The following is an 18,081-nucleotide window of genomic DNA, read 5'->3' as shown; positions in this document are numbered from 1 at the left end:
CGCAACCTGGAAGTTCCCACTTCCTGGTTACCCGATTGGCGCAACGCCGAAAAGTATGTAAGGTTAGGCACGCCTAATCAACACGTGTGTCGCAGCGCCGGTAAGGAGGGCCGCGGGTGAACCATCAGCGGTCCTTCCGCGACGCACGCGAGGTCGGCGACGGCCTCGCGGCTTCGCTCCTGCGAGTCGGGGGGCTGCAGGAGCGGGGCGAGATCCGCCGGGACGTCCCCGCGGGCTGGCTGCGCTGTTCGGATCTGCTGGCCGATCCAGAGCGGTTCAAGGACTGGCGGAAGCTGCTCGGCGACTGGCTGTTCACCGAGTACGGCGAAGCCCCGGAGCGCACTACCGCGAGCTACGTCATGTCGTGGTACCTGCACGTCCCCGCCTACGTCGGCGCGCTGTTGCTGCACCACGAGCGCAGAGTCCCGTCGCTGAAGCCGGCGGAACTGGCCTTCGAGCTGGGCGACGACCGGCCGCATCCGGTCGGGATGGCCGTGCTGGGCGACGACTTCTACTGCCTGCCGACCGACCCCGGTTCCGCGCTGCCGGAAGCGACGGTGGTGCCCGACGAGCGCGCCCTCGCCGCGGTGCTGCGGGCGCACTACATCGCCCACGCCGCGAAGTTCGTCCGCGCGTACGCGCCGGGCAGCAGGCTCGGCCGCCGGATGCTGTGGGCCGCCGCGACCGACGCGCTGGACAACTCCCTCTGGTGGGCGGGCAAGCAGGGCGGCACGGCCGAGGCCGAAGGCGCGGGCGTCGCCGACGCGGCCCTCGTGCTCGACGCCCGGTTCCCGCCGCTGACCTCGCCCTCGACCCTGCGGCTGGACACCGGCCCCGACGGACACCGCGAGTGGACCCGCCGCCGCGAAAGCTGCTGCTTCTCCTATCTCCTGCCCGACGAAACCGAATGCGCGGAGTGCCCCCGCACCTGTTCCCGCTGAGTTCTCCACCCAGACACGCGAGATACGCGCCCAATCACGCGAGTCGCGCGTTCAGGCACGCGAGATGCCCATCCGGACACACTCAGGTTTCTCACCAAGGGGTCCGGGGCCGTGGGTCCCGCCGGATGTGCCGCAGGACGCCTACGGTGCGCTGCCCTGGGGATGCGACAAAGGGGGCCCTGGGTGCGCTGAATGCGACCAGGGCGTCCCTCGGACTTCCCCTGCCCAAACCGACAGCCTCGCCCGATGCCGCGAACGCTCCGTTGCCGACGATGAGCGTCCCAAACGGAGCGTTCACGACATCCCGGGCCGCGGCGCGAAACCGCAGCCGCCACGACGAGCCCGCGGACCCACGCACTCAGGGCTTCCACAGCGGGTCCCGGCCCGTCGCTCCCAGCGCGCGGTCGAGCATCGGCGCGGACTCGGGAACGGCGACCTCGGGGCCGTACACGCCCATTTCCCGCGCCTGCGCGCCCATCGCGACGGCACCGGCGTGCACCGCGGCGGCGATTTCCGCCGCACAGGCGAAATCCCGGCCGACGGCACGCGCGAGATCCCAGCCGTGCAGCACGAACTCGCCGAGCACCATCTCACCGACGACGCTCGACGGCATTTCAGTGCGTCCCAGGGACGTCATCCCCGTCCAGGCCGCCGACGCCGAGAAAACGTGCACCAGCGTCTTCGTCTGGTTCTCCAGCGCCGCAGCCCAATCGCCGGTGACCAGGTCCACATCGGTCTCGCCACCCGTGACGGCCGGCGGTTCCTCCTGGCGCCCAGCGGCCAGCAGCCACGGGCCCCAGTAGAGCAGGTGATTGAGCAGACCTCGCACGTCGAAGGCCTCGCACGGCGTGCGAACGGTGAGGTCATCCGGAGTGAGCGATGCGGCGACACGCTGGAATTCGGCCGCTGCCGAAGGGACGAATGCGGAGTGATCAGCCATGACTCCATCCAGCCACCGCGGAGAGCGAAAGGTATAGAAGGAACGCGACAGCTATCGTGATCCGGTGCCCGATCGCCGGATCCCCCGGGGCATCATCAACGAGCGCGTTGCCCGAACGAAGTTCACGCTGACCCGGCATCCGCCCGCGTCCGCTCTGACGCCATTCGTGCAGTACTACTGGATACTGCGCTGGGATCTTCGCGGGCAGCCGCCGTTCGAACAGCGCGTCCTGCCGAATCTCTCGGTCCACGCCGTGTTCTTCCCCGGCGCCGATGGCGTGTACGGACCGATGCACGACGTGTTCTCCTATCGCCTCGAGGGCAGGGTGCACGGTCTCGGTGTCCGGTTCCGGCCGGGATGTTTCCGGCCTTTCCTTCGTCAGCCGGTCCGCAATATCACGGACCGCTCGATCCCGCTGGCCGAAGTCTTCGGCCCGGCGGCCGATGCGGCGACGGAATCGATCCGGAACGTGAACGGAGATCACGAAATGGCCGAAGTGGCCGACAACCTGCTGATGGCAAATCCGCCCGTTCTTCCCCCGGCGGCGGCCCATGCCGCCGAGGCGGTCGAAACAATCGACGCCGACCCGGGAATTACCCGGGTCGCCCAGCTGTGCGCGGCCACCGGTCTCGGGCTCCGTTCCCTGCAACGGCTGTTCGCCGAACACATCGGCTGCACCCCCAAGTGGGCCATCCGGGTATATCGGCTGAACGACGGGGCGCGACGGATCTCGGGGACGACCCGGCCGGATTACGCCGGTCTGGCGGCACAACTGGGCTATAGCGACCAGTCCCACTTCACCCGCGATTTCCGCACAGTAACCGGCCTGTCGCCCGGTGAGTACGCCAGGGCCGCCCGCGAAGATCGTGAACATCCCCGGACATGAAGAAAGCCGCCGGGGGAATTCCCCGGCGGCTTGGCGGCGAACTACGCCGTCAGTTCTTCTTGTGGTAGGCCTCGACCACCTCGGACGGGATGCGGCCGCGGTCGGAAACCGCGTACCCGTTCTTGCGGGCCCAAGCGCGAATGGCCTGGTTCTGCTCGCGGTCGACGGTCGCCGGGCGAGCCGAAGCCTTGGCGCCGACGGCCGGGCGAATCGGGGCGCGCTTACGACCACCGGCACGACGGGCGTGCTCTACATACTGCGCCAGGACGTCGCGCAACTCCTCGGCGTTTTCCGCGGAGAGGTCGATCTGGTAGGCGACACCGTCCAAACCGAACTCAACGGTCTCCTCCGCCTCGGTACCGTCGATGTCATCGACCAGCGAGACGAGCACCTTCTGTGCCATCTGTTTCCTCCTGGGCTTGCTACTCGAAACGATCTGGTTACGGGGCGAGCCCCGGAACAGAAGACTTTGTCTAGCACATTAATACCCGCTGATCCGGGCTAACGCAAATCTCGTTTGAGATAACCGTCAGCTATCCGTCACACGGGCGGGTTATTCGGGCCGCACGAGGGGGAAGAGGATCGTCTCCCGGATACCGAGGCCGGTCAGCGCCATCAGCAACCGGTCGATCCCCATTCCGACGCCGCCGCTCGGCGGCATTCCGTACTCCAGGGCGCGCAGGAAATCCTCGTCGAGCCGCATGGCTTCGCTATCACCCTGTGCGGCGAGCTGCGACTGTTCGGTGAGGCGTTGCCGTTCCACGACCGGATCGACCAGCTCGGAGTAACCCGTGGCCAGTTCGAATCCGCGGATGTAGAGGTCCCACTTCTCCGCGACTCCCGGCCTGCTCCGATGCTGCCTGGTCAGCGGGGAGGTCTCCAGCGGAAAATCACGGACAAATGTGGGGGCGTGGAGATGGTCACCGACGAGGTGCTCCCACAGTTCCTCCACCAGTTTGCCGTGGCCGAGCTTCGGATCGACCTCCAGGCCCCTGGCCTCGGCGAACGCCAGCAACTTGCCTGCCGGCGTCTCCGGGGTGACCTCTTCGCCCAGCGCGTCCGACAGTGACTCGTACATTCCGAGCGTCGTCCACTCACCGGAAAGGTCGTACTCCGAACCGTCCGTGAGAGTGACCACCTGGGTACCCAGTACCGTCTCGGCCGCTTCCTGGATCAACTGGCGCGTCATGACCGCATTGGTGTCGTATGTCGCATAGGCCTCGTAGTACTCGAGCATCGCGAACTCCGGGGAGTGCGAGGAGTCACTGCCCTCGTTCCGGAAGTTTCGGTTGATCTCGAAAACCTTCTCGATACCGCCCACGACGCAGCGCTTGAGGTACAGCTCCGGCGCGATCCGCAGATACAGATCGAGGTCGAAGGCGTTCGAATGCGTGACGAACGGGCGTGCCGCCGCCCCACCGTGCAGCGTCTGCAGCATCGGCGTCTCGACCTCGGTGAAACCGCGACGGTGGAACGAGTCGCGCAGCGAACGCAGTACGCCGGCGCGGGTTCGCACGACATCACGCGCCTTCGGCCGCAGGATCAAGTCGACATAACGCTGCCGGATCCGGGTTTCCTCGGCGAGCTCCTTGTGCGCGACCGGCAGCGGGCGCAGTGCCTTCGAGGTCAGCCGCCAGCCGTCGGCGAGCACGGAAAGCTCGCCACGCTTGGAAGTGATCACCTCACCGTGCACGAATACGTGGTCGCCGAGATCGACGTCCGACTTCCACGCCGCGAGCGCGTCCTCACCGACCTTCGCGAGGCTGATCATCGCCTGCAATTCGGTCCCGTCGCCCTCACGGAGGCTGGCGAAACACAGCTTGCCGGTATTGCGGATGAACATGACCCGGCCGGTCACGCCGACCAGCTCACCGGTGGCGGTGTCGGCGGGCAATCCGGAATGCGCGGCACGCACCTCTGCCAGCGAGTGCGTTCGCGGCACCTCGACCGGGTAAGGGTCGATCCCTTCCGCGAGGATGCGCTCACGCTTGTCCCGGCGGACCCGCAGCTGTTCGGGCAGATCGTCTTCGGGTGGCGTGGCGCCGGAAGGGGGATTGGTGTTCATGCCCCATAGCGTACGAACTCACCGCTCGGCTACGCCAACCGGATTACCGTTCGCGGAGCGAACATGAAGGTTTTCCGTCGTTTAACCTGGGCTGGTGAACGAACCGGCAGCTGATCCCGATCAGGAACTGCGGGCCAGGCGGGCCGCGTGGTTCGGCTCTCGCGCGGCCGCATACGCCCGGCATCGCCCCGGCTACCCGCGGAAAGCATTGTCCTGGGGCCTTTCCGGGGCCACCCCGGCACCCCTGCGGATCGTGGATCTCGCCGCGGGCACCGGCAAGGTGAGTATCGGTCTGCTCGAACTCGGGTCGCTGGTCACCGCGGTCGAACCGGATCCGGACATGCTGGCCGAGTTCTCCCGGTTGTTGCCCGAGGTCACCGCGATGACCGGGACCGCGGAAAACATCCCGCTGCCCGATGGTTCCGCCGACGCGGTCGTCATCGGGCAGGCCTTTCATTGGTTCGACGCCGACGCGGCGCTCGCCGAAATGGCGCGGGTGATTCGGCCGGGTGGAGTAGTCGTGGCCCTGTGGAACCACGACGACGAATCCGTGCCATGGGTCGCCAAGTTCCGTGAACTGACCAGGACCGGGGTCAGCCGGGTATGGCTCGACAACCCCGGCGAGGTGCCCACGCATCGAGCCTTCGACCCGTTCGAACGGGAGATTTTCCGGCACTCCCAGCGGCGCACCGCAGAAAGTCTCGTGGAAACCGTGGCCACGCATTCGCATATGCTCGTCGCGTCCCCCGAGGAGGCGAACACCATGTTGAGCGCGGCTCGAGCTTTCCTGGAGTCGAATCCGGAGACCGGCCACGGCGAGTTCGACCTGCCGATCATCACGTCCGTTTTCCGCGCGAGGCGGCGATGACCTCGATGGATCGGATCGACTGGGCGGCAGTGTTCACCGCGGTGTACGGCGCGCCGTCGTCGGCGGTCATGGCACGGGTCCACACCGAGGTGCTGGGCGACGAATATCCGGCGGACCTGGATGTGTACAGCTTCGTCACCAAAACGGATCTGCGGAGATTCACAGCGGATACACAGGTATCGGCGGGTGACACAATCGCCGACATCGGCTGCGGACGCGGCGGTCCCGGCCTGTGGGTTTCCGCGCAGCGGAATACGTCGCTGATCGGAATCGACATAGCGGAGACCGCACTGGACTCGGCGCGACGGCGAGCCGAGACGCTGGGCAGGTCCGATCGGGCGGAATTCCGGTTCGGCAGCTTCGCCGAAACGGGCTTGCCGTCCACATCCGTGAACGCCGTGATGAGCGCGGACTCGTTGTTGTTCGCTCCCGACAAAGCGGTCGCGCTCGCCGAACTGGCCCGGATCCTCGTTCCCGGCGGCCGGTTGGTGGCCACGACCTGGGATTTTCATGGTCAGCCCGTGAATATGCCGCCACAGGTACCGGATCACCGGCCGCTGCTCGAAGCCGCGGGTTTCGACGTCCGCGCCTACGACGAGACCGATGCATGGCGAGAACGGCAGATCCGGATCAACGAATTGATGCTCGAGGCGGTCGACGCACTGGCAGGGGAAAGCGGAGGAGAGCCCGACAAGATCGTCGCGAACCTGATGCAACAGCGGATCACGCTGGATCTGATGACCCGCCGAGTGCTGATCGTCGCCGAACGTCGCTGATTGCAGCCGACGCAATGCGAAACGTATTCGGCATTGCCGCGGGATGGCGACCGAAATCACCAGGCGGCGGGCGCGGCCGGTGCTACCGTCGGAAGTGGCCCCCCGCTCGGGGACGGCCCCGGACGAGAGCGTCGTACCCGGTCAGGACAAGACGACGCAGTGACCATCACTGCGAAGGGTTCCGACCATGTCCTGGCTTGTCCTTGTCCTGTCCGGTTTCCTCGAGACCGTCTGGGCCGCCGCGCTCGGCGCCTCGAAGGGCTTCTCGAAACTCGCCCCCAGCATCACGTTCGGGGTCGCGCTCGTACTCAGCATGTGCGGGCTCGCCTACGCGCTCCGCGAGATCCCGCTCGGCACCGGGTACGCCGTCTGGGTCGGCATCGGCGCGATCGGCACCGCGATCTACGGCATGGTGGCGCTCGGCGACCCGGTCGGCGTCGCCCGTATCTCGTGTCTCGTGCTGATCGTGGCGGGCGTCGTCGGGCTGAAACTCCTGCACTGAAACTCCTGCACCAGAGACCTTGACCTCCAGTTAACTCGACCGTCGAGACTGAGGGAAACCCATCGACGAAGGGGAAACCTCATGCGAGTACCGCGTCTGCGCGGCCGTGGCCTCGGCAGGGTGCTGATCTCGGCCACCTCACTGGCGACCGCCGTCGGCCCCTACAAGGCCGACTGGAACGACACCCATGTGCACAACCCGGCCTGGCCGCCCCACGCCAAATTCCACAACGGACAGACGATGAGCCTGGGACTCGCACTGGGCCTTGGCAGCCTGTACCAGCTGTGGCGCGCGCCGGGCTCGGCCCGCACGAGCCTGGACACCGGTGCGACGCTGGCGTCGCTGTACTGGCTGACACAGATTTCGGCGCTCGCGTACCCGGGCAGCAAGGCCGTCGATCCGCCGGGCACCGCTCGCTTCCCGCAGGCGAAGATCGCCTTTCCCGCGCTGGCCCTCACCGGACTCGGCTACCTGCTCGAACGCCGCAGGCTGGCCCGGCACGGCGGCGGCCGCGACGCCCATTGACTCGCGCCCACCATCACCCCTGACACAAACGCCCCAATGTGGCATTGGGTGCGTGACGCACCCAATGCCACATTGGGGTTTTCTCGCTAAGGATTCTGGGGCCGTGTGTGCTGCCGAAGGTGCTGGAGGACGCCTTCGGTGCGCTGGTCTGGGATGTGACAAGGGCGTCCCTCGGACTTCCCTGCGCACGCCGACACCATTCGCCCGATGTCGCGAACGCTCCGATGCCGACGATGAACGTCCCGAACGGAGCGTTCGCGACACATCCCCGAACCCCGCCGCACGCCGTGAAGGCCGCCTTCACCGCGCTCAACGCCGCGAAGGACCCCTTCACCGCACCACCAAGCCCCCGGGAAAGCGCCCACCAGCAAAGCCGCACCCCCGCACCTACCGAGAAAACCTCATTGGGGCGCTCGTCCACCCCGCAGCCGGAACCGGATCGAGCTAGGACTTGCGTGCGTTGCGTTCGTAGACGAGGCGGAGGCCGAGCAGGGTGAGATCGGGGACGTGCTCGGTGATCGTCTCCGATTCGCTGAGCACCAACGGGGCGAGCCCGCCGGTCCCGAGCACGGCGACCGGCGCCGCCCCGTCCGGCGACAGCTCGCGCACGATCCGCCGGACGAGGCCGTCGACCTGGCCCGCGAAACCGTAGAGAATGCCGGACTGCAGGCATTCCACGGTGTTCTTGCCGATCACCGACCGCGGTGGCACGAGTTCGACCTTGCGCAGCGCGGCGGCGCGGGCGGCCAGTGCGTCGACCGAGATCTCGATGCCGGGCGCGAACGCGCCGCCGAGGAACTCGCCCTTCGCCGAGATCGCGTCCACATTGGTCGAAGTACCGAAGTCGACCACCACGCACGCGGTGTTGTGCAGATGGTGCGCGGCCAGCGTGTTGACCAGCCGGTCCGCGCCCACCTCCTTCGGGTTGTCCACCAGCAGCGCGACACCGGTGCGGACACCGGGCTCGACGACGATCTTCGGCAGCCGCGGGTAGTAGCGCGCCAGCATCACCCGCAGCTCACGCAACACGGCGGGCACCGTCGACAGCGCGCTGATCCCGGTGATCGCGTCGGCGTACGAGCCGAGCAGACCCCGCATGGTCAGCGCGAGCTCGTCGGCGGTGATGTGCGCGTCGGTCCGCATCCGCCAGTCGCCGACGAGTTCCTCGCCCGAGTACAGGCCCAGCACGATGTTGGTGTTGCCGACGTCGACCACGAGCAGCACGAAGTTGTTCCTTTACTCGGCGACGCCGCCGTCCCTGGAGGTGGTTCAGCTCTCCGCGTGCAGCAACGCGTCGAGGCGGCGCGCGTCGGCGGTCTCGGCCACCGGGAACGCGATGGTGTCCTCCTCCGGCAACGTCACGGTGCCGCTGAGCAGGCCGGAACCCTCCGGCGCGTGACCGGCGTCCGTACCGCGTTCGACGATCCGGTTGTCCGCGTCGACGAACACGATCCTCGGCTGGTACGCGGCGGCCTCCGCGTTCTCCATCTGCCCGTAGGAGATCAGGATGACCAGGTCACCGGGGTGCACCAGATGCGCGGCGGCACCGTTGATCCCCAGCACGCCGCTGCCGCGTTCCCCCTTGATGACGTAGGTCTCCAGCCGCGCGCCGTTCGTGATGTCCACAATGGACACCTGCTCGCCCGGCAGCAGATCGGCGGCCTCCATCAGGTCCTCGTCGACGGTCACCGAACCCACGTAGTGCAGGTCGGCCTGGGTCACCGTGACCCGATGGATCTTCGATTTCAGCATCGTCCGGTACATCGTGGACTCTCCCTATTCCCCTGCGTCCAACTCGGCTGCCTCCGGATGCTCGGCGGCCTTGCCGAGCAGCACCGGAACGTTGTCGATCAGCCGGGTGCTCCCTACCCGGGCGGCGACCAGCAACCGTGCTTCTCCGTCGACGGGCGCGGGCCCGAGGTCGGTTCCCCTCAACTCCAGATAGTCGACATCGACCGCGGGTCGCGCGGCCAGTGTCCCGTTCGCGGCGTCGAGCACCGCTTCGGCGCCCTCGCGCCCGACGAACGCCCCCGCGGTGAGGGCGGCCGACAGCGCCATCGCGTCCGCACGCTGTTCCGGCGTGAGATACACGTTGCGCGAGGACAACGCGAGTCCGTCCCGTTCACGCACGGTCGGGACCCCGATCACGCGCGTGGGGATGTTCAGATCCGCCACCATGCGCTTGATCAGCACCAGCTGCTGGTAGTCCTTCTCCCCGAAGAACGCGTAATCCGGACGTACCAGGTTGAACAACTTCGCCACGACCGTGAGCACGCCGGCGAAATGCCCCGGCCGGGACGCGCCCTCCAGCTCGTCGCCGAGCTGTCCGGGATGGACGGTCACCGTCGCGCCCTCAGGATAGAGATCCGACGCCTTCGGTACGAACGCGATTTCGGCGCCCGCCTCTTCGAGCGTGCTCAGATCGTCCTCGAGCGGACGGGGGTAGGCGTCGAAGTCCTCGCCCTCGCCGAACTGCAGCGGGTTCACGAAGATCGACGCCGCCACGACGGCGTTCGGGATCCGCTTGGCGCGGCGCAGCAACTCGCGGTGCCCGGCGTGCAGCGCCCCCATCGTCGGCACGAAGGAGACCTTGCGGCCCACCGCGCGCAACGCGCCGGTGACCTGACTGACGTGCTCGGGCGGCTGGAACGTGTTCAGCCTGCCGCGGGTGAATTTCGGTGTGGTCACTGGATCTGCTGCCCTTCGGCGGGATCGTCGAGAAGGTCGGTGAGCTCGGCGGCCGCGGCGCCGTCCAGCAGCCCGGCGGTTTCCGAGCGCGCGACCGTGCGCCTGGCGAGCGCGCGGTAGGCCGGAGCGACCTCGGGTGCCTGCTCGGTGAGCACGGCCAGATGCCTGCGGACGGTACCGAGGTCACCACGGGCGACCGGACCGGTCAGTGCGCGATCCCCGTGCCGCAGCACATTATCCAATGCCGCCGACAACAACGGTGCGACGAGTCGCTCGGACTGGCCGATTCCGGCCGCACGCAACAGTTCCGCGCAGTCGGCAACCAGCGTCATCAGGTGGTTCGCACCGTGCGCGAGCGCGGCGTGATACAGCGCACGCGCGGATTCCGGCACCCGCACCGGCTCCGCGCCCATCTCGACGGCGAGCGCCTCGCCGACGTTCCACGCGGCCTCGTCCGCCCCCATCGCGGTGATCCCGACGCTGCACGCGGCCAGCCGCTCGAGATCCTCTGACCGGCCGGTGAACGTCATCACCGGATGCAGGGCCAGTGGCAGCACGCCCGCTTCGGCGGCGGGTCCGAGCACCTCGACACCGTGCGCTCCCGAGGTGTGCACCACGATCTGGCCCTGCCGGAGCGATCCGGTGGCGACCAGTCCGCGCACCATGCCTGCCAGCGCGTCGTCGGGCAGCGCGAGCACCACGAGATCCGCGCGCCGCACGACCTCGTCCGGGGGCAGCAGCGGCACGTCCGGCAGCAGGCGTTCGGCCCGGGCCAGCGAAGCGGCGGACAGTCCCGACGCCGCGACCACGGTGTGTCCTGCCCTGGCCAGCGCGGCACCGAGCACACTGCCCACCCGGCCGGCGGACACGACGCCCACCGCGAGTCGGGCGGGCCTCATCATGGCGTACACCCGTGGACGCTCATGGCTGTCTCCCTTTGCTCGTTCCAGTCCCGTTTTCTTCGCACGGGTACCAGACGACGCGGCGAGAGTAGCCCCGATCCGCCCGGAGCACGGGTCTCAGGTGACAAGCTTCACCCGGACCGGGTCACCCTGAGCGGGCGGTCTCCGCGAGGCGGACGGCCTCGGCGCGGGCCGCTTTCAACGTCGCCAGCAGCTCGGCCTGGCGCTCCCGGTCGTCCTCCGTGCGCAGCCCACGACGGTACAGAAAGGCCAATTCGGTCACACTGGCCTGGTAGAGCCCGACCGCCTTGGCGGCCCGTTTGCCGGACTCGCGCCGTGCCTGGCGCCGCCAGTCCCGGCGTCCAGGGAGGCTCGCGAGCAGGTCGACCTCCGAGGGCGCGATCCAGCGGTTCGCGACCATCTTGGGCAGCGCGGCGGCGACGATCCGCTGCTCCCGGCGTCGCTGCAGCACCACGAGGTAGAAGACCCCGATGAACAGCGGGACCATGATCAGGAAGTACACGGTGAGGAACGTCTTCGACCCGCCGATCAGCGCGGCGCCGTTCCACAGCGCGTGCAGGCACACGGCCGCCACGTAACCACCCAGTGGCGCCACGATCCGCATCACTTTGCTCGCGGTGATCGCCGCCACCCCGATACCGATGCCGGTGAGCACCGCGAACAGCGGATGCGTGAACGGCGACAGGACACCACGCAGGAAGAAGGCGGCGAGCACCCCGGCGTTCTGGCCGTTCCCGAAACCGTGGTCGGCGAACGCGCGGCCGAAGTAGTAGATGTTCTCCATGAAGGCGAAGCCGGCCGCGCTGAACCCGGCGTAGACGACACCGTCGACAACGCCGTCGAACTCGCTGGTGCGCCGCCACAGGATGAGCAGGACGAAGGCGCCCTTCAACGCCTCCTCGACGATCGGCGCGGAGACCACCGCGCTGAACGTGCTGCCCTGACCGCTGCCCAGCAGCAGGTCACCGACGGCCTCCGCGGTGCTGTTGATGAGCAGCGCGGCGATCGCCGCCACACAGGCGCCCCAGGCGAAGGCGAGCAGCAGCAGCTTCGCTGGTTCGGGCTCCCAGCGGTCGACCCACAGGAACGTGGCCACGACCACCGCGACCGGCACGAGCGCCGCGAGGGTGCCGATCCCCACCGCGAGCACGCCGACACGGGCCGTGGCGAGGCCGAACAGGAACAGGCCGCACAGGGCGACGGCGATGAGCCCGAGCACGGGCAGCAGGACGGTGATCCGTCGTGGCCTGCGCCCGCGGTCGAGAGTCGTCGCCGTGGAGGGTGGTCCGCTCACAGCGGGTCACCCTACGCACATCGTGCCGGGGCGGGTCCGCACACCCGAACGCCACGCACGAGGTCAGTCCTCGGCACGACGGCGCCGCCGGGGCGTCGAACCGCCGGCACCGTGTGCCGCGAGCAGCTCGTTGACCGAGCGGCCCGCCGCGTGCGAACCACCGGTACCGGTCTCTTCGTGGTCGGCGGAGCGGCGGCCCCGCGACCCGGAACCGTTGGCCTCGGCGTCGTGCTCGGCCTGGTGACTGCCGGAGCCGTTGGCCGCGCTGCCATTCACCGGCTGCATCCCGCGGCGGCTGGTGGACGCGCGTTCGGCGACCAGCCCCTCCCACGCGGGCGGCTCGCCCTCGGGACGTCGGCGACGGCCCCCACCCGAAGCGGGGGCGGCGGACGGTGCCGGCTGGTCGTCTTCCGCACGACGGCGGCGTCCCCCGGTGCGGCCGAGGCCGCGTTCCGAAGGCGGCGGGGCCGGTGTGGTGGACAACGGAGCCGGGGTCGGCGTCGTCGGCTCCTCGGGCGTCTCCTCGGCGGGGGTGCGGTGCGCACCGCGCCGGGCTGCCGGGGTCTCGAGGATCGGCGAAAGATCCGACCGGGAGAACTGCTCCAGCTTGGACGGCTTGCGCTGTTCGGGCTCGGCGGGTGGCTGCGGCTCGGGACGGACCGGCGGCAGATCCGTGCGCGAAGGCTGCCGGGCCGCGCGGGGCTGCTCCGGGGTCGGCTCCGTCGCCGGTTCGACCGGTGGCTGCGGCCGGTTCGGCCGGACCCGCTCGGCGAAGTCGTCGCGGCTCGTGAAGGCGGCACTCAGATCGGACACCGCACGATCCGGCGTCCGGGAAGCGGCCCAGCCCGGCTGCCATTCGGCGGTGTTCTCCTTGGGCGTCTCGGGCTCGGTACGCGGACGCGCAGGGGGCGCGACGCTCGAGGCCGGACGGCCGCGGTCGGACGGCGACATCGCGGGCCGGGTCAGGTCCGCCTGGGCGGGCCGCTGCTCGGCCGGGGGCATGCCTGGATTGCTCTGCTCGGCGTTCGGCCGAGGACCGAACCGGCCCTGCGGCGCGCCCGCGCGCGGCATCTGCGGCCGCGACGCCTCCGCCGGCCGCAGCTGCGGCCGGGAGGCTTCCACCGCACGCATCCCCGGCTGCGAGACCTCGGCGGGCCGGACGACATCGGCCGCGGGCAGCGAGGCTTCCGCGCGGGGGACGTCACGGCGCGTGGCCTCGGCACGGGCGGGCGCCGGCCGGGACTTCTGCGGCTCCGGCGGACGCTGCTGCTCGATGCGTGTGGTGTCCGTGCGCCCGGCCGCGGCGGCCTGCCGCCGCGCGGCCTCGGCCCGCAGCTCGGCGTCCTTCACCGCACGCGCGGCGGCGGTGTCGGCCAGCGGATCCGGCGGTGCCGGACGGGCCGGGGGCTTCGCCTCGGCGCGGGCGGGCTTGGGGCGGGAAATCTGCTGCGTGCGCAGGACGTCGTCGCCGTTTCCGTCGCCGTTTCCGCCGCCGTTTCCGGCGGCGGGCTTGCGACGACGTTCCGACATCGGGACCTTGACGCGGTCGATCAGCTCGGTCGGCCGCTCGGTCTCGGTGGCCTTCTTGGCCTTCTTGCCGCGGCCCTTCCCGGCGCCGTTGCGGCCGCCGTTCCCATTGCCGTTGCCAGTGCCGTTCGCGGTGCCGTCGAGGGTCGCGCTGAGATTGCCGTTGCCACCGGTCCCGGCGAGCAGCTGGGCCGGGGCGGGCTTCCCGTTGCCGTCACCCCCGGTGACGAGGCGGTTCTCGTCGTGCAGCGAGCGCATCCTGGTCGCCTGCGCGGTGAGCGCGACCCGCTCCAGCAGCACTTCGCCGCCGAAGAGGGCCTGCAGGCTCTCCCGCAGGGCGAGGACCTCGGAACGCAGCGCCTCGAGTTCCTCCTGGGACCTCGAGTCGGCCGTGGCCCTGGCCTCCGCCTCCATCTCCAGCTCGTATTCGCGGCGAGCCGCGATCTCCCGCTCGAGTTCGAGCTCGTACACAGCCTGCGCCTCGGCGACCGCGTCCTCGCTGTGTGCCGCGTGCTTGCGGTAACGCACCGCCAGGAAGCCGCCGATCAGGGCGGCCCACAGGGCAGCGACGATGCCGAGCCGGAGGTAGCGAAGGTCATCGCTGAGCACGAGCGCGAGGGTGGCGCCGATGGCGAGGACTAAGCCGACAACTAGCCACGGCCTGCCCAGTAGGCGGCCGCGCGAGTCGTCACCCACGCCGGTCATGCCTGACACCGTACCTTCTAGTAATCCGAACGAGACCTAGTCGGTACTTCGAGCGGTCCGATTCAGGCGTTAACCGGTCGTTCGTCCGGGGTGCTCCCGATCACTGTCCGACGGCGTCCGGCAGCAGTGCTCCAACCACAAAGCCGCAGCTACTAGCACTGCCGAGGAGGCCACGCCGATCACCGCGGCCGGGGTGTCGGCGACCGCGGCAACGAGTTCGTCACGTCTGGGGAAGACGTAGGCGAACGCCGCCAGCCACGCTCCCGCCATGAATGCGCCCGCGAGCGAACTCGCCTTGGCGAGTGCCACCGAACGTGCGATGCCGATCGCGGAGCGTATCCGGCGGTTGCGGATACGGGACCGGACGACGAACGCCAGCACGGTCTCGATCACGGCCAGCACGGCGAACGTGATCCCGGCGAGCGCGGGCAGCTGCGGCAGCGATCCGTAGGCAACCAGGAACAAGAGGTAGACGAGGACCAGGCCGAGCAGCCCGGCCACCACCAGGTCCCGTGGCCGGGTGAAGTGCATGACTCCACGGTACCGAGTCGACGATGAGAGGCTTGACTCTCCACCGACTGGAGACTTCATGATGCGACCCGTGGGTACTTTCACCATCGGCGAACTGGCCAGGCGTACCGGCCTGCCGGTCAAGACCATCCGGTTCTACTCGGACGAAGGCCTGTTGCCCCCGACCGAGCGGACGGACGCCGGTTACCGCCTCTACGACACCAAGGCACTGGCCCGGCTGGAGCTGGTCCGGACGCTGCGCGAACTCGGTCTCGGGCTCGCCGACGTCGAACAGGCGCTGAGCATGCAGGCGACAGTGCGGGATCTGGCGATCCGGCACGTCGAGGCGCTCGACGAGCAGATCCGGCGGCTACGGCTGCGCCGGTCGGTCCTGCGCGCGGTGGTGAAGCGTGATTCCGAACTGGAGGAAGTGAAACTGATGAACCGCCTCGCGTCGATGTCCGACGAAGAGCGCAAGCGCCTGGTCGACGAGTTCTGGGCGGAGGTCTCCGAGGGCCTCGACGTCGATCCGGAGTTCTACGAGCGGATGAGTTCCGCCAAGCCCGATCTGCCGGACGATCCGAGCCCCGAACAGCTGGAAGCCTGGATCGAGTTCGCCGAGCTGATCCAGGACCCCGAGTTCCGGGCGCTGATCCGCGGCTTGAGCACCCGGCACGCCGAACAACGGGAGACCGGCGAGCAGCCAGCGATCGGCGAAGCCCAGCAGGAGCACTGGTTTTCCTGGAGCACACGGGCCCAGGAGTGCTTGGACGGTGGGATCGCGCCGGAGTCCGCGGAGGGTCGTGAGCTGGCGGAGGAAATCTTCGCGGCGTCGGCGCCCGCAGGCCGCGACACGGCCGATCCGGCGTACCGGCTCAAGCTCGCCGAAACGATCGCCGGGGGCGCCGACCCGCGAGCCGAGCGCTACTGGACGCTACTCGGGATCATCAACGGCTGGCCGCCGTTCCCGAGCCAGGCGGCTCCGGCGCAATGGCTGGTCGCGGCGCTCAACGCCCACGCCTGACCGCTGTCTCCTTTGAGCGTCCCACCAGGTTGTCCACAACCACCCTCGTTGTCCACAGATTCACCGAGGACCCGGTTTTCCCAGGTCAACCGCGATACGCTGGTTGCAGGGGTGCCCCCGGGAGGGTGGGGGAATGCCCTGAGGTTCCCCATGGCAGCAGCGGCGATGTGCTGAAGGACGCCTTCGGTGCACTCGATGTGCTGAAGGCGTCCTTCAGCACGGCCAACGCACTGAAAGCGTCCTTCAGCAGGTTGTCAGGCCAGGGCGAGGTCGGGGCGGAGCCGGACACCGGCGCGGTCGGCCTCGGGCAGCGCCGCGAGCAGCTCCGCGACCGGGCCGCGGCCGGGAAGTTCCGCCTCCGGCTCGATCTCCAGCCACGGGATGAGCACACTCGCGCGGTCCGGCGTACCGGGGTGCGGCAGCAGCAGTTCGGGATCCTCCGAGCGCACGTCGTCGACGGTCACTATGTCGACATCGAGCGTCCGCGGCCCCCACCGCTGCTCCCGCACCCGCTCCGCGGCCCGTTCGGCCGCCTGCCCGGCGCGCAGCCAGTCCCAGTGGTCCCGCGCGGGGTCGTCGACGAGGCAGACGGCGTTGAGGAAGTCCGGCTGATCCTCCACACCCCAGGGTTTCGTCTCGTACACACCCGACACCGCGACGAGAGCCGGGCGCACGGCGTCGAGCGCCATCCGCAGGAAGCCGAGCCGGTCGCCGAGGTTCGAACCGAGCGAGAGGACCGCGCGGCTCATCGGTCCCGCCGGACGGTGACGGCGACGTCGTCGAACGTCAGCGGAATCGGCGCGGACGGCTTGTGCACGGTGACCTCGACCGCGTCCAGCCGCTCGTCGCGGATCACCTCGTCGGCGATCCGGCCCGCGACGCTCTCGATCAGGTCGTACGGCTCGCCCGCGACGATCCCCGCGGCGAGCTCGGCCAACTCCCCGTAGTGCAGCGTCTTGGTGAGATCGTCGGACGACGCCGCCGGGCCGAGGTCCAGCCACACCGTGACGTCGACGACGAACTCCTGGCCGTCGCGCTTCTCGTGCTCGAACACCCCGTGGTGCCCGAACACCCGCAACCCGGTCAACGTGATCCGGTCAGGCATTCGCCGTTCCCCTCTGCCAAGCCGCCGCGACGGCGACCGCGTCCAGTGACGCGCCGACCTCGTGCACCCGCACCCCCCACGCCCCGGCCGCCGCGGCCAGTACCGTCACCGCCGCGGTGGCGTCCTCACGGCCGTCCGGCGGGCGCGGCTTACCGTCCTTGTCGGACAGCAGCCGTCCGAGAAAACGTTTTCGCGAAGCGCCGACGAGCACCGGGAATCCCAGTGACAGCAACGAGTCCAGCCCGTGCAACAAAGCCCAGTCGTGCTCCGCGTCCTTCGCGAACCCGAGCCCGGGGTCGAGCACGAGCGCGCTTTCGTCCACTCCGGACGCGAGTGCTTCGTCCACTCTGGACAATAACTCGGCACGCACCTCGGCCACCACGTCCTGATAGGACGCGAGCTGCTGCATGTCCTTGCTGTGCCCGCGCCAGTGCATCAGCACCCACGGCACCCCGGTCTCGGCCGCGACCCGCGCCATGTCCGGATCGGCGAGCCCGCCCGACACGTCGTTGATCACCCGCGCCCCCGCTTCGAGCGCCGCCGCGGCCACCGCCGCACGCGTGGTGTCCACGGACAGCACGAGGCCTTCACCCGCGAGCGTGCGGATCACCGGGAGAATCCGGGAAAGCTCGGTTTCGGCGTCCACACGGGACGCACCCGGCCGGGTCGACTCGCCGCCGACGTCGATCAGATCGGCCCCGCGCGCCCACATCTCGCGCGCATGGTCGAGCGCCTGCCCGACGTCGAGATAACGACCACCGTCGGAGAACGAATCCGGCGTGACATTGAGAACGCCCATCAC

The 18,081-nt window shown here is 69.2% G+C and carries 20 protein-coding genes and 1 riboswitch; of the genes, 7 read left to right on the top strand and 13 right to left on the bottom strand.

Annotation, left to right across the window (positions count from 1 at the left end; all coding sequences use genetic code 11):
* Positions 1 to 116 precede the first annotated feature (116 nt).
* A complete protein-coding gene (locus ACFW0G_RS31180; RefSeq protein ID WP_378329009.1) occupies positions 117 to 941 on the top strand; it encodes a (2Fe-2S)-binding protein in 825 nt (274 codons plus the stop codon).
* A gap of 358 nt (positions 942 to 1,299) precedes the next feature.
* On the opposite strand, the gene ACFW0G_RS31175 is transcribed toward ACFW0G_RS31180, so the two are convergent.
* Positions 1,300 to 1,881 (bottom strand): TIGR03086 family metal-binding protein, encoded by a 582-nt coding sequence (locus ACFW0G_RS31175; RefSeq protein ID WP_378329008.1) that lies wholly within the window; start codon positions 1,879 to 1,881, stop codon positions 1,300 to 1,302.
* Between the two features lie 64 nt (positions 1,882 to 1,945).
* Between ACFW0G_RS31175 and ACFW0G_RS31170 the strand changes: the two genes are divergently transcribed.
* Positions 1,946 to 2,767, top strand: coding sequence for a DUF6597 domain-containing transcriptional factor (locus ACFW0G_RS31170; RefSeq protein WP_378329007.1), 822 nt, complete (start codon positions 1,946 to 1,948; stop codon positions 2,765 to 2,767).
* 49 nt (positions 2,768 to 2,816) lie between these two features.
* Here the strand turns inward: ACFW0G_RS31170 and ACFW0G_RS31165 are convergent, their stop codons facing one another.
* On the bottom strand, positions 2,817 to 3,170 hold the full coding sequence (locus ACFW0G_RS31165; RefSeq protein ID WP_345406481.1) for an Lsr2 family protein: 354 nt from the start codon (positions 3,168 to 3,170) through the stop codon (positions 2,817 to 2,819).
* Between the two features lie 150 nt (positions 3,171 to 3,320).
* Positions 3,321 to 4,832 (bottom strand): lysine--tRNA ligase, encoded by a 1,512-nt coding sequence (lysS, locus tag ACFW0G_RS31160; protein WP_378329006.1) that lies wholly within the window; start codon positions 4,830 to 4,832, stop codon positions 3,321 to 3,323.
* A 94-nt stretch (positions 4,833 to 4,926) separates the two neighbouring features.
* Here lysS and ACFW0G_RS31155 point away from each other — a divergent pair, with 94 nt between their 5' ends.
* From ACFW0G_RS31155 to ACFW0G_RS31140, 4 genes are all read left to right on the top strand, one after another.
* A complete protein-coding gene (locus ACFW0G_RS31155; RefSeq protein WP_378329005.1) occupies positions 4,927 to 5,700 on the top strand; it encodes a class I SAM-dependent methyltransferase in 774 nt (257 codons plus the stop codon).
* Entirely contained in the window at positions 5,697 to 6,476 is a 780-nt protein-coding gene (locus tag ACFW0G_RS31150; RefSeq protein ID WP_378329004.1) for a class I SAM-dependent methyltransferase, read from the top strand. Before ACFW0G_RS31155 ends, ACFW0G_RS31150 begins: the two co-directional genes overlap by 4 nt.
* A 92-nt stretch (positions 6,477 to 6,568) precedes the next feature.
* Positions 6,569 to 6,637: riboswitch (guanidine-III (ykkC-III) riboswitch) on the top strand.
* A gap of 26 nt (positions 6,638 to 6,663) precedes the next feature.
* Entirely contained in the window at positions 6,664 to 6,978 is a 315-nt protein-coding gene (locus tag ACFW0G_RS31145) for a DMT family transporter (RefSeq protein WP_378329003.1), read from the top strand.
* Between the two features lie 81 nt (positions 6,979 to 7,059).
* A complete protein-coding gene (locus ACFW0G_RS31140; RefSeq protein WP_378329002.1) occupies positions 7,060 to 7,503 on the top strand; it encodes a DUF6640 family protein in 444 nt (147 codons plus the stop codon).
* A 444-nt stretch (positions 7,504 to 7,947) separates the two neighbouring features.
* On the opposite strand, the gene ACFW0G_RS31135 is transcribed toward ACFW0G_RS31140, so the two are convergent.
* From ACFW0G_RS31135 to ACFW0G_RS31105, 7 genes are all read right to left on the bottom strand, one after another.
* Positions 7,948 to 8,727 (bottom strand): type III pantothenate kinase, encoded by a 780-nt coding sequence (locus tag ACFW0G_RS31135; RefSeq protein WP_378329001.1) that lies wholly within the window; start codon positions 8,725 to 8,727, stop codon positions 7,948 to 7,950.
* Positions 8,728 to 8,772: 45 nt separating this feature from the next.
* Entirely contained in the window at positions 8,773 to 9,267 is a 495-nt protein-coding gene (panD, locus tag ACFW0G_RS31130; protein WP_378329000.1) for an aspartate 1-decarboxylase, read from the bottom strand.
* A gap of 12 nt (positions 9,268 to 9,279) precedes the next feature.
* The gene (gene panC, locus ACFW0G_RS31125) at positions 9,280 to 10,191 is read right to left on the bottom strand and encodes a pantoate--beta-alanine ligase (RefSeq protein WP_378328999.1); all 912 of its coding nucleotides are present in this window, start codon (positions 10,189 to 10,191) and stop codon (positions 9,280 to 9,282) included.
* Positions 10,188 to 11,102 (bottom strand): Rossmann-like and DUF2520 domain-containing protein, encoded by a 915-nt coding sequence (locus ACFW0G_RS31120; RefSeq protein ID WP_378328998.1) that lies wholly within the window; start codon positions 11,100 to 11,102, stop codon positions 10,188 to 10,190. Before ACFW0G_RS31120 ends, panC begins: the two co-directional genes overlap by 4 nt.
* 136 nt (positions 11,103 to 11,238) lie before the next feature.
* The gene (locus tag ACFW0G_RS31115; protein WP_378328997.1) at positions 11,239 to 12,408 is read right to left on the bottom strand and encodes a PrsW family intramembrane metalloprotease; all 1,170 of its coding nucleotides are present in this window, start codon (positions 12,406 to 12,408) and stop codon (positions 11,239 to 11,241) included.
* A 63-nt stretch (positions 12,409 to 12,471) separates the two neighbouring features.
* Complete coding sequence (locus tag ACFW0G_RS31110; protein WP_378328996.1) at positions 12,472 to 14,640, bottom strand: DUF6779 domain-containing protein; 2,169 nt, start codon at positions 14,638 to 14,640, stop codon at positions 12,472 to 12,474.
* Positions 14,641 to 14,709: 69 nt separating this feature from the next.
* Positions 14,710 to 15,171: a DUF3180 domain-containing protein gene (locus ACFW0G_RS31105; RefSeq protein ID WP_378328995.1), complete on the bottom strand. Its 462-nt coding sequence runs from the start codon at positions 15,169 to 15,171 to the stop codon at positions 14,710 to 14,712.
* A 61-nt stretch (positions 15,172 to 15,232) separates the two neighbouring features.
* Between ACFW0G_RS31105 and ACFW0G_RS31100 the strand changes: the two genes are divergently transcribed.
* Positions 15,233 to 16,174, top strand: coding sequence for a MerR family transcriptional regulator (locus ACFW0G_RS31100; RefSeq protein WP_378329060.1), 942 nt, complete (start codon positions 15,233 to 15,235; stop codon positions 16,172 to 16,174).
* Positions 16,175 to 16,428: 254 nt separating this feature from the next.
* On the opposite strand, the gene folK is transcribed toward ACFW0G_RS31100, so the two are convergent.
* From folK to folP, 3 genes are read right to left on the bottom strand one after another with little or no spacing between them, the layout of a single operon-like run.
* Positions 16,429 to 16,923, bottom strand: coding sequence for a 2-amino-4-hydroxy-6-hydroxymethyldihydropteridine diphosphokinase (folK, locus tag ACFW0G_RS31095; RefSeq protein ID WP_378328994.1), 495 nt, complete (start codon positions 16,921 to 16,923; stop codon positions 16,429 to 16,431).
* Positions 16,920 to 17,279, bottom strand: a complete 360-nt coding sequence (folB, locus tag ACFW0G_RS31090) for a dihydroneopterin aldolase (RefSeq protein WP_378328993.1) — start codon at positions 17,277 to 17,279, stop codon at positions 16,920 to 16,922. Before folB ends, folK begins: the two co-directional genes overlap by 4 nt.
* Complete coding sequence (gene folP, locus ACFW0G_RS31085) at positions 17,272 to 18,078, bottom strand: dihydropteroate synthase (RefSeq protein WP_378328992.1); 807 nt, start codon at positions 18,076 to 18,078, stop codon at positions 17,272 to 17,274. Before folP ends, folB begins: the two co-directional genes overlap by 8 nt.
* Positions 18,079 to 18,081 lie beyond the last annotated feature (3 nt).

The organism is Amycolatopsis sp. NPDC058986, from assembly GCF_042741125.1.
In the GTDB taxonomy this organism is placed as follows: Bacteria; Actinomycetota; Actinomycetes; order Mycobacteriales; family Pseudonocardiaceae; genus Amycolatopsis.
Note: the sequence above shows the minus strand (reverse complement) of the source record. Positions and strands in the feature narration are given on the sequence as shown.